Raw genomic sequence first — 10,613 nt, 5'->3', positions numbered from 1 at the left:
GTCGGGGTGTCGGTCGTGACCGACACCCCGACGCCGTCAGCAGTACACGAACACGCTCCTGGTCGGGTTGGTCCCGTCCAGCGAGCGCGTGGTCCACGGCTGGACCTCGTCCCAACGGCCGTCCTGGTAGGTGACCCGGAACCTGTTGCCGTGAGCCTGGCCGCGCCAGGCCCAGATGGCCAGCGGCTGGAAACCGCAGCCGTTGGCGTTCCACCAGCTCGGGTCGGTGGTGGCGTCCGAGATGCAGGCCCGCCCGTCCTGGCAGGTGCTGGACCAGAACCCGGTCGGCGGCGCGGCCTGGGCCGGGACCGCGCACACGCCGATCAGGACCGCGGCCGCCGCGGCGCCGGCGATGGTCGTGCCAAAACGGTTGATCACTTCGGTGTTTCCTTCCGTGGCTGCTCGCCGCTCACCCGATGCGGCGCACCACCGTTCCTACCCGGGCCGTCGTTGTTCAGCCTCGGACGATCGGCACTGGTCAACAGAAGGTGAACATCCCGGGCTTGGGGGTCTGCCTCAGGAGGCGCTGCGCAGCCGCAGCGCGGCCGTCCAGGCGTCGGCGAGGTCCTGGACCGGCAGGTCGAGCGCCTCGCTCAGGCAGGCGATGGTGCCGAAGGCCGGGGTGGGCAGCCGGCCGGTCTCGATCTTGCGCAGGGTCTCCGGCGAGATGCCGGCGGTCAGCGCGATCTCGACCAGGGGGCGGTCGCCGCGGGCGGCGCGCAACCGCTGGCCGAGGCGGCGGCCGGCCTCGAGCTGTTCCGGGGTGAGAGGGTTGCGGACCACGTGTCCAGGATAGGGCTGGTATTTGTATACCGGCAAGGGCTAGAGTCGGTATACAAATACCGTACCGAGGGGTGATCGTGATCGAGTTGAAGTCCGCGGCTGAGATCGAGCGGATGCGGGTGACCGGCGGCTTCATCGCCACCGTGCTGGCCGAGCTGGCCAAGATCGCGGAGCCCGGCGTGAACCTGATGGACCTGGAGCACCACACCCGGGCGATGATCCGCGAGCGCGGGGCCGTGTCGTGCTACTGGGACTATGCCCCCTCCTTCGGCAACGGGCCGTTCCGCAACGTGATCTGCCTGTCGGTCAACGACGCCGTGCTGCACGGGCTGCCGCATGACTACGTGCTGCGCGACGGCGACGTGCTCACCATGGACATCGCCGTCGGCATCGACGGTTGGGTCGCCGACTCGGCGCGCACCATCATCGTCGGCACCCCGGCGGAGGCCGACCTGCGTCTCATCCGCGCCACCGAGGAAGCCCTCGTCGCCGGCATCGCCGCCGCCGTGCCCGACAACCGCCTCGGCGACATCTCCGCCGCCATCGGGGCTGTGGCGGAGAGCTTCGGTTATCCCGTCAACACCGAGTTCGGCGGCCATGGCCTCGGCCGCACCATGCACGAGGAGCCTCACATCCCCAACCGCGGCCGCGCCGGCCGTGGCCTCAGGCTCCGTGCCGGCATGACCCTCGCCCTCGAGCCCTGGTTCGCCGCCACCACCGACCGCATCGCCTTCGACCCGGACGGATGGACCATCCGATCGGCCGACGGCTCGCGGACCGCCCACTCCGAGCACACCATCGCCATCACCGAGAACGGTCCGCAGGTGCTGACCCTGCTGCCCTGACCGTCCACAATGCTCGGGTGAACGACTGGTCTGCACCCCGACAACCCCTTCGGCTAGCACATTTTCGTGGCACGCCGCACTAGTCTCCGGTCATGACCACGCCACCGAGCTATTCGATCTCCATGCGCCTGCGCCGTACCGTCCTGGAAGAGGCGTACGTCAGCGTGCCGGTGACGGCCGAGGTGATGTTGCCCGAGCCCGACGAAGACGGCCGGTACCGCCTCGACGTCGAGAAGCTGTGGGCCGAGGCGGTCCGCATGGGCATCGAGGGCGGCGGCTGGCAGGTCGAGTCGACGGAAGTCGTCCCCCATCCGATCCAGCAGGCCCCGCCGGGCGTCCAGCTCTGACGTCGTCGAGTCCGGCGCCTCAGACGAAGACGGCGCACCCGCGGAACTGCGGCTCACTGCCGTACGCCGACCTCCACCGCGTGACACGCCACCCCGGGCTCAGCGCCGTCCACAACGGCCAGATCGACGGTGCGGCAGCGCTGAGCCACATCCTCGGGCAGCCCGGCGGCAAGCAGGGGGCACCGGGGATGGAAACGACAGCCGGCGGGAACTCGGCTGGGGTCGGGGGTCTCGCCGGCGAGCACCATGGGCGGGGTGGACGACTCGGGAAGCACGGACAGCAGCGCCTGGGTGTAGGGATGCCGCGGTGCGGTGAGGACCTCCTCCACCGGCCCGCTCTCCACAATCCGCCCCAGATACATCACCGCGACCCGGTCGGCGATGTTCCACGCCAGCCCGAGATCATGGGTGACCACCAACGCCGCCAACCCCAGCTCGTCACGCAACCGCAGCAACAGAGCCAAGATCTCGCCGCGCACCGAAGCGTCCAGTGACGCGACGGGCTCATCGGCGATGAGCACGCTCGGATCCAACGCCAACGCGCCCGCGATGACGACCCGCTGCCGCTGACCGCCGGACAGCTCATGCGGCACCAACCCGAAGAACCGCTCGGGCGGCCTCAACCCCGCACGGGACAACGCCGAAGCCACGATCTCCCGCTCGTCGCCCGGCACCCGATGGATCCGAAGCCCCTCCGCGACAGCCTCGTAGACGCTGTGCCGGGGATTCAACGCGCCGGTCGGGTCCTGAAGCACGAGCTGGGCATGTCGCCGGTACTCCCGCAGCCCCCGAGTCGACGAAGCCAACGGCTTGCCCTCGTACAACACCTGCCCGGACGTGGTCTTCTGCAACCCCAACAAGGTCCGGGCCAACGTGGTCTTGCCGCAGCCGGACTCCCCCACCAACGCGATGATCTCGCCGGCCCGGATGTCCAGCTGCACACCGTCCACGGCCCGCGCACCACCGAAATGCACGGCGACATCAGAGGCTCGAAGCAGCGTCACGGCGAAACCTCCAACAGGCACGCGGACGTACGGTCAGCAGCAACCGGACGCAGCAGGACATCGGTCCCCGAGCACTCAGGCATCACCGACGGACAGCGCGGATGGAACGGGCATCCCGACGGCAACGCCGCCGGATCCGGCGGATCACCGGCCAACCCACGCGGCGCCATCCGAGACGAAGGATCGCCGATGGTCGGAAACGCGGCGGCCAACGCCCGCGTGTACGGATGCGCCGGCGAACGCAACACCTCAGTCGCCGGCCCCTGCTCAACGATCCGTCCGGCATACATCACGGCCAGCCGCTGACAGGTGGACCCCAGCACCGACAGGTCGTGGCTGATCATCAGCAACCCGATGTCCAGTTCATCCACCAACCGCTTCACCAGGTCCAGCACCTGAGCCTGGACCATGACGTCCAGCGCCGTGGTCGGCTCGTCGGCGATGATCAGCCCCGGCGAGCAGGCCAGCGCCATCGCGATCATCACCCGCTGCCGCTGCCCGCCGGACAGCTCGTGCGGATAGGCCCGCGCCCGCCGTGCCGGCAGACCGACCTGCTCGAGCAGCTCACCGACTCGCTGCTCGACGCCAGAACCCTTGCCGTGCAAGCGAATCGGCTCAGCGATCTGGTCACCGACGCGCTGCACCGGGTTCAAGGCGTGCATCGCGCCCTGGAACACCACCGACGCCTCGGCCCAGCGCACGGCCCGCAGCCGGCCCCAGCTCATATCGGTGACGTTCTCCCCGCCCAACAGCACTTCCCCGCCGAGCACGGCATTGCGTGGCAGCAGCCGCAGCACCGACATGGCCAGCGTGGACTTCCCACAGCCGGACTCCCCGGCCAGCCCCACCGTCTGCCCGGCGTCGATCCGCAGGTCCACCCCGCGCACCGCCGGCACGAGACCACCGGCAGTCCGATACGAAACGGTCGCGGACCGCAGTTCCAACAACGGCTCGCCCATCACCGCTCCCTCAGCCGCGGGTTGAGCACGGCCTCAAGGGCCCGCCCGCACATCATGAACGCCAGCACGACCACGCCGATCGCCACGCCCGGCGGCAGCAGGTACCACCAGGCCCGCGCGGTGACCGCGCCGCTTTGCAGGGCGTTGTGCAGCATCTGGCCCCACGACGGCGAATTCGGGTCGCCGAGGCCGAGGAACGACAGCGTGGACTCGGTGATGATCGAGTTGGCCACGTTGAGCGTCGTGTTGGCGAACACCAGCGGCGCGACGGCCGGCAGCACGTGCTTGCCGATCACGTGCAGGTGCCCTGCCCCCAGCGCCCACGACCGCTCGATGTACGGCCGCGACTCCACGGCCAAGGTCTGCGACCGCACCAGCCGGGCGGTCGTCGGCCACGCCGTCGCGCCGATGGCGATGATGATCGACCCGATGCCCGGCGTCAGCACGGTCGACAGCACCGCCGCCAGCACCAGTGACGGCAGCACCAGGAAGAAGTCCGTCACGCGCATCAGCACGGCCTGCACCCAGCCGCCGAAATGGGCCATCAGCACACCGACGATGGTGCCGACGCCGACCGACAGCAGCGTCGCGGTCAGGCCGACCAGCAGCGAGATCCGCGAACCCCACAGCAGCAACAGCAGCACCGACCGGCCGCTCTCGTCGGTGCCGAGCACGAACCCGTCGCCGGGTGGCTTGAGCAGCCCGCCGGTGGCCTTGGTGACGTCCAGCCCGGACGCGTCGCTGATCACCGGCGCGAGCAGCGCCAGCAGCACGATCACGGTCAGCACGGCCAGGCCGATCAGCCCGCCGCGGTCGGTGCGGAACTGGGCCCACACCCGGCCGAGCGATGCCCGACGGCGCTGCCAGGCAATGGAAGCGGTCATGCGGCACGCACCCTCGGGTCGATCACATGCAGCAGCAGGTCGCCGATCAGGTTCATCACCAGCACCGCGCCGGCCAGCACCAGCAGCAGCCCCTGCAACAGGGCACCGTCGTGGTCGGCCAGCGCCTGGTAGAGCAGCAACCCGAGGCCCGGCCACGAGTACACCGTCTCCACGGTGACCGCGCCGCCGACCACGAACCCGAGCTGGATGAAGATCAGCGTCACGGTCGGCAGCAGCGCGTTGGGCACCGCGTGCCGCCCGCGCACCAGGTCGTCCCGCAGACCCTTGGCCCGGGCGGTCGTGAGGTAGTCGGCGTTCATCTCCTCCAGCAGCGAGGAACGCATCACCAGCAGGTACTGGGCGTACAGCACGGCCACCAGCGTCAGGCACGGCAGCACGAGGTGGTGGGCCACGTCGAGCACCTGGGGGAAGAACGACGGCGGCGTGTCCGGGTCCGAGATGCCCTGGGTCGGGAACCACGTGCCGGCCACCGACAGCAGGATCATGCCCAGCCAGAACGTCGGCGCCGACCACAGCGTCAGCGCGAAGCCCGTCGAGAACCGGTCGAAGCGGCTGCCGCGCCGCCAGCCGGCCCGAGTGCCCTGCCACAGTCCCAACAGGACGGAGATGACGGTGGCCGCGCCCACCAGCAGCACTGTCGGCCCCAGGCGTTGCATGATCAGCTGCGCCACCGGCTGCTGGAAGTTCGCCGACGTGCCGAGGTCACCGTGCAGCAGGCCGACCAGGTAGTCCACGAACTGCGCCGGCAGCGGCTTGTCCAGGCCGAGGTCGTGACGCAGCTGCGCCACCTGGGCCGGGCCGAGCGAGCTGTTGCGGGTGAGTAGCCGGATCGGGTCGCCGGGTACCACCCGGATCAGGAAGAAGCTGAGCACCACGATGACAAAGAGGCTGACCACCGCGCCGCCGACCTTGCCGAGCACGTACCGCGCGCCGCTGTCACGGCGTGCGGACGTGCTCGGCTCGGCCAGTGCCGGCGCGGTTGCCGGTGAGGTCACGGGCTACTCCCGCTCGTCGGCGCCGGCCTTGCGCCGCCGCGACAGCAGGAACGCGCCGCCGCCGAGAACCACCACGACGACCACCACGATCACGACGATCAGCGTGGTGTTGCTGCCGCCGCCGGCCGCGGAGTCGACCGGCTTGGCCAGCAGGTAGCCGTAGTAGCCGTTCTGGTGCGTGATGGAGCCGCCCTGCGAGGGCTGGAGGCCGAAGCTGGCCCAGCGGTCGGAGCGGTAGGCCTCCAGCGAGTTCGGGTAGGCGAACACCACGGAGCTGTCCAGCGAGTACAGGCGGGCCTGGAGATCCTTGACGTCCTTGACCCGCTTGGCCTGGTCCATCTCGGACAGCTGCGCCTTGTACAGGTCGTCGATCATCCCGTCGCACATGAAGTTCTCGGTGTTGCCGTTGCCCTGTGCGTCGGGCAGGTTGCCGCAGGTCTGGATGGACAGCAGCGCGTCCGGGTCGGGGTTGCCGGTCCAGGCGTTGATCTGGAGGTCGTACTTGCCGGTGCTGCCGGCGTCGGTCAGCGCGTCCGAGCTGAGCGCCTGCAGGGTCACGCCGAGGCCGACCTGGTTGAGCCAGCCCTTGATGAAGTTGGCCGCGGCGGTCTGGGCCGGGATGCCGCTGTCCACGAGCAGCCGCAACGTGATCGGCTTGCCCTGCTTGTCGCTGCGCACACCGTCGGCGCCCTTGGGGTAGCCGGCCTCGTCGAGCAGCTTGCCCGCGGCGGCCAGGTCGAACTTCTGGTCCTGGGAGGGGTCCGGGGTCCAGTGCCACTGCTCGAACACCGCCGGCACGAAGCCGCTGCCGGGCTCGGCCAGGCCACCGTAGGCCTTGTCCACCAGGGTCTTGACGTCCACCGATCGGGCGATGGCCTGTCGCACCTTCGGGTCCTTGAGCACCGGGTTGCCGTCGCCGACCGGCTGCCGGTCGTTGGTCTGCGCCTGGTAGTTGATCAGCAGGTCGTTCTGCCGGCCCTGGCGGGCCTTGACCGTGGTCACGTTGGGCGTGCTCTGCAACGCCGTGTACTGGGCCGGGGTGAGGCCGCTGACCACGTCCACGTCGCCGTTCTTGAGGCCCTGCACGGCCGCGTCGGCGTTGTCGTAGTGGCGGAACTGGAGCTGGTCGTAGGCCGGCTTGTCGCCGTAGTAGTCCGGGTTGGCCTTGAGCGTGATGGACTGGCCCTGGGTGAAGTTGGTCAGCGTGAACGGGCCGCTGCCGACCACCGGGTACTGGAGGTTGTCGTACTTGCCGATGTCGGTGACCTTGGACCAGACGTGCTCGGGCACGATCGGCACGTCCAGGGCCAGCATGGTGGCCTGCGGCTTCTTGGTCTTGATCACGACGGTGCTGTCGTCGGGCGCGGTGACGGTGTCGAAGTTGGCCACGAAGTTGCCGTTGGCGGTGGCCGCGGTCTTGTCCGTCATGATCTTGTTGAAGGTCCAGGCGACGTCCTTGGCCGTGATCGGCTGGTCGTCGGACCACTTGGCGCCCGAGCGGATGTGGTAGGTCCAGGTCAGGTTGTCGCCCGACACCTGCCACTTGTCGGCCAGGCCCGGGGCGGGCTTGAAGTCGTCACGCGAGTAGGAGGTGAGGAACGCGTACATCACCCGCCCGATCTCGGTGTCGCCGAGGTGGTAGGCCATGAACGGGTTCATCGACGCGATCGTGCCGGTGACCGCCACGCGTAGGGTCTTGGGCTGCGGTGTGTCCTGCGCCTGGGCCACGATGGGCGCACTGAGCACCGCCATCCCCGCGGCGATCAGGCCGATGCCGATCCGTCTGATGCGCATAGCCGCGCACCTCCCCTTCCCCATGTTTGGCAAGAAGTAACCACCCAGTAAGGCAACGTGTCAACAATTGTCGACAACGGCCGCCAACCCGTAACGTACCGATCGTGCGAATCCTCATCTCGGCCGACATGGAAGGCGCGACCGGAGTCACGTGGCCGGCCGACGTCGAGCCCGGCACCGAGCAGTGGCAGCGGTTCCGCCGGATGTTCAACGGCGACGTCAACGCCTGTGTGCGCGGCCTCGTCGACGGCGGCGCCGACGACGTGCTGGTGAACGAGGCCCACGACACCCAGCGCAACCTGCTGCTGGAGGACCTCGACGAGCGGGCCCGCATGCTGACCGGCAAGCACAAACCGCTGTCGATGATGCAGGGCATTGACTCCGGTGTGGACGGTGTGGTGTTCCTGGGATATCACACCGGGGCCGGCGCCGAAGGCGTTTTGTCGCACACCTACCTGGGAAATTCGGTCACGGGCGTGTGGCTTGACGGCGTGCGGGCCGGCGAGGGCCGGCTCAACGCCGCCGTCGCCGCCGAGCACGGCGTGCCGGTCCTGCTGGTCACGGGCGACGACAAGACGTGCGAGGACGCCTTTGAATACGCCCCCGGCGCGCGGCAGGCCGCGGTGAAGGAGTGCATCAGCCGGTACTCGGCAATCTGCCTGCCACCGGCGCGTTCGTCCCGGATCATCGAGGAGCAGGCCCGGCTGGCCATGGCCCACGCCGGCCGCGTCGAGCCCGTAGTCTCCAGCCACCACATGGAGGTCGCCTTCGACGCCGCGCACCTGGCCGCGGCCGCCGCCGTCATCCCGACCGTGGAGCGGATCTCGCTGTTGCGGGTCGGCTACGACGCCCCGACGATGACCGAGGCGATGATGGCGTTCAAGATCGTGACCAATATTGCCAGTGGTGCCGTGGAAAAGGTTTATGGGTGAGGGTGGATGGACGTCGTCGAGCGGTGTGCCCAGCTGATCAGGTTCGACACGACCAACCGTGGCGGCGGCGACAGCGAGGGTGAGCGGGAGGCGGCGGAGTTCGTCGCCGCGCAGCTGGCGGCGGCCGGGGTGGAGCCGACGCTGCTGGAGCGCAAGCCCAGGCGCACCAACGTGATCGCCCGGGTCGAGGGCGCGGATTCGACCCTGCCGCCGGTGTTGGTGCAGGCCCATCTGGACGTGGTGCCGGCGCAGGCGGCGGACTGGGACGTGGACCCGTTCGCCGGGGAGATCCGCGACGGCTACCTGTGGGGCCGGGGCGCGGTGGACATGAAGGACATGGTCGCCGAGCTGCTGACCGTGGTCACGGACTGGCACGTCACGGGGCGAAAGCCGCGGCGGGACGTGGTGCTGGCCTTCGTCGCCGACGAGGAGGACGCCGGCGACTACGGCGCGCACTGGCTGGTCTCCGAACACCCGCACTTGTTCGCGGACTGCGCGGCGGCGATCGGGGAGTCCGGCGGCCACACCCATCGGGTGGACGGCATCCACTTCTACCCGGTCGGCACGGCCGAGCGCGGCTCCTCGCACCTGCGGCTGACCGCCCGCGGCCGGGCCGGTCACGGTTCGCGGCGCAACGACGAGAACGCGGTGATCCGCCTGGTGCAGGCGGTGCAGCGGCTGGCCGAGCACCGCTGGCCGGTGCGGCTGATCCCGTCGGTGCAGGCCTACATCGAGCAGGTCGGGGCGGCGCTGGGCGTGCAGGTTGATCTGTCCGATGTGGACGGTACCGTCGCACGGCTTGGCGGCGCGGCCTCGCTGGTGGAGTCGACGATCCGCAACAGCACCACGCCGACGGCGCTGAATGCCGGCTACAAGGTCAACGTCATCCCCAGCTCCGCGGAAGCCCTGATCGACACCCGGGTGCTGCCGGGCGGCGAGGAAGAGCTGCTGGCCACGGTGGACGAGCTGATCGGCCCGCACGTGCGGCGTGAGGTGCTCAACCCGCAGCCGGGGGTGCAGGCGCCGGTGGACTCGCCATGGTTCGACGCGATCGCCGACGCCCTGCGCTGGGCCGATCCGGCGGCCGTGGTCGTGCCGTACTGCCTTGGCGGCGGCACCGACGCGAAGGCGTTCGCCCGGCTGGGGATCCCCGGCTATGGCTTCACCCCCTGTGGGTGCCCGAAGGCTTCGACTACCGGGCCATGGCCCACGGCGTCAACGAGCGGGTGCCGGTCGAGGGCCTGCACTTCGGGGTGAAGGTCCTCGACCGGTTCCTCACGATGTGCTGACCTACTTGACGGCGATGTCGATCACCGGGTGCTGGGCCGGGTCGAGCCAGGCCATGACCGCCTTGAGGTCGTCGGCCGGGATGGACACGCAGCCCGCGGTCGGCTTGCCCGCCGAGACGTGCAGGAAGAACGCGGAGCCGGCGCCGGGCACGACCGGGGTGCGGTTGTAGTCGATGACCACGGCGTGGTCGTAGACCGGGCCGGCCTTGCCCAGGTCCTCGCCGGCGCCCTCGTTGAACGGGCACGTCCCGGGGTCGCAGTGGTAGTAGGTGTTGTAGAGCGGCGAGGTCGTGTCCGACACCCACCAGTCGGAGGTGCCGACCTGGCGGTAGGGCAGCCGGGTGCCGTCGTTGGCCTGGATGCCGAACGCCTCGGTCAGCGTCCACACGCCGGCCGGGGTCTTGGACGTCGTCTCGCTGGCCTGCCCGATGCCCTGCGAGCCGACGTTGGCGGTCACGGGGCCGTGCACGGCGCGCCACTTCGAGCCGTGGCGTTCCCACGCGGTCAGCACCGCGGTGGTGGCGGTGGGGCTGTCGGCGATCACCGTGATGACCTGGCCGGCGCTGCCCTGGTAGGTCAGGGGCAGCGTGGACGCGGTCGCGGGGGCAGCGGCGGTGGCGAGCAGCACGGCCGTGGCCGCCAGCGCCGTGACGACACGGTTGGGCATCGGATGTTCTCCTGGATCGCGGGACAGCGTGGTCGGCGCGATCGTAGAGCAAGATCACCAACGATGGTGACAGTTCACCGAATTCCCACGGAT

The 10,613-nt window shown here is 69.7% G+C and carries 9 protein-coding genes and 2 pseudogenes; 4 read left to right on the top strand and 7 right to left on the bottom strand.

The genetic code is table 11. The features are described from left to right. Positions 1–36 precede the first annotated feature (36 nt). Both M3Q35_RS10345 and M3Q35_RS10340 read right to left on the bottom strand, forming a co-directional pair. Entirely contained in the window at positions 37–378 is a 342-nt protein-coding gene (locus M3Q35_RS10345) for a hypothetical protein (RefSeq protein WP_273941456.1), read from the bottom strand. 138 nt (positions 379–516) lie between these two features. Continuing rightward, complete coding sequence (locus tag M3Q35_RS10340) at positions 517–783, bottom strand: helix-turn-helix domain-containing protein (RefSeq protein WP_273941455.1); 267 nt, start codon at positions 781–783, stop codon at positions 517–519. A gap of 77 nt (positions 784–860) precedes the next feature. On the opposite strand from M3Q35_RS10340, the gene map reads away from it, so the two are divergent. Both map and M3Q35_RS10330 read left to right on the top strand, forming a co-directional pair. Continuing rightward, a complete protein-coding gene (gene map / locus M3Q35_RS10335) occupies positions 861–1,628 on the top strand; it encodes a type I methionyl aminopeptidase (RefSeq protein WP_273944301.1) in 768 nt (255 codons plus the stop codon). 92 nt (positions 1,629–1,720) lie between these two features. Beyond that, positions 1,721–1,975, top strand: coding sequence for a hypothetical protein (locus tag M3Q35_RS10330; protein WP_273941454.1), 255 nt, complete (start codon positions 1,721–1,723; stop codon positions 1,973–1,975). 218 nt (positions 1,976–2,193) lie between these two features. On the opposite strand, the pseudogene M3Q35_RS48815 reads toward M3Q35_RS10330, so the two are convergent. From M3Q35_RS48815 to M3Q35_RS10305, 4 genes and pseudogenes are all read right to left on the bottom strand, one after another. Next, positions 2,194–3,938: pseudogene (locus M3Q35_RS48815) on the bottom strand (dipeptide ABC transporter ATP-binding protein); the annotation flags it as partial. Beyond that, entirely contained in the window at positions 3,938–4,822 is an 885-nt protein-coding gene (locus tag M3Q35_RS10315; protein ID WP_273941452.1) for an ABC transporter permease, read from the bottom strand. The pseudogene M3Q35_RS48815 and the gene M3Q35_RS10315, both read right to left, overlap by 1 nt. Next, positions 4,819–5,838: an ABC transporter permease gene (locus M3Q35_RS10310; RefSeq protein ID WP_379794060.1), complete on the bottom strand. Its 1,020-nt coding sequence runs from the start codon at positions 5,836–5,838 to the stop codon at positions 4,819–4,821. Before M3Q35_RS10310 ends, M3Q35_RS10315 begins: the two co-directional genes overlap by 4 nt. A 3-nt stretch (positions 5,839–5,841) precedes the next feature. Next, complete coding sequence (locus M3Q35_RS10305) at positions 5,842–7,632, bottom strand: ABC transporter substrate-binding protein (protein ID WP_273941451.1); 1,791 nt, start codon at positions 7,630–7,632, stop codon at positions 5,842–5,844. Positions 7,633–7,736: 104 nt separating this feature from the next. Between M3Q35_RS10305 and M3Q35_RS10300 the strand changes: the two genes are divergently transcribed. Both M3Q35_RS10300 and M3Q35_RS10295 read left to right on the top strand, forming a co-directional pair. Next, positions 7,737–8,564 carry a M55 family metallopeptidase gene (locus M3Q35_RS10300; RefSeq protein ID WP_273941450.1) on the top strand — a complete coding sequence of 276 codons (828 nt, stop codon included), beginning with the start codon at positions 7,737–7,739 and terminating at the stop codon, positions 8,562–8,564. A gap of 6 nt (positions 8,565–8,570) precedes the next feature. Further along, positions 8,571–9,853: pseudogene (locus tag M3Q35_RS10295) on the top strand (M20/M25/M40 family metallo-hydrolase). Between the two features lies 1 nt (position 9,854). Here the strand turns inward: M3Q35_RS10295 and M3Q35_RS10290 are convergent. After that, entirely contained in the window at positions 9,855–10,520 is a 666-nt protein-coding gene (locus tag M3Q35_RS10290; RefSeq protein WP_273941449.1) for a L,D-transpeptidase family protein, read from the bottom strand. Between the last annotated feature and the right edge of the window lie 93 nt (positions 10,521–10,613).

Origin of the sequence: Kutzneria chonburiensis (assembly GCF_028622115.1) — a bacterium.
In the GTDB taxonomy this organism is placed as follows: Bacteria; Actinomycetota; Actinomycetes; order Mycobacteriales; family Pseudonocardiaceae; genus Kutzneria; species Kutzneria chonburiensis.
Note: the sequence above shows the minus strand (reverse complement) of the source record. Positions and strands in the feature narration are given on the sequence as shown.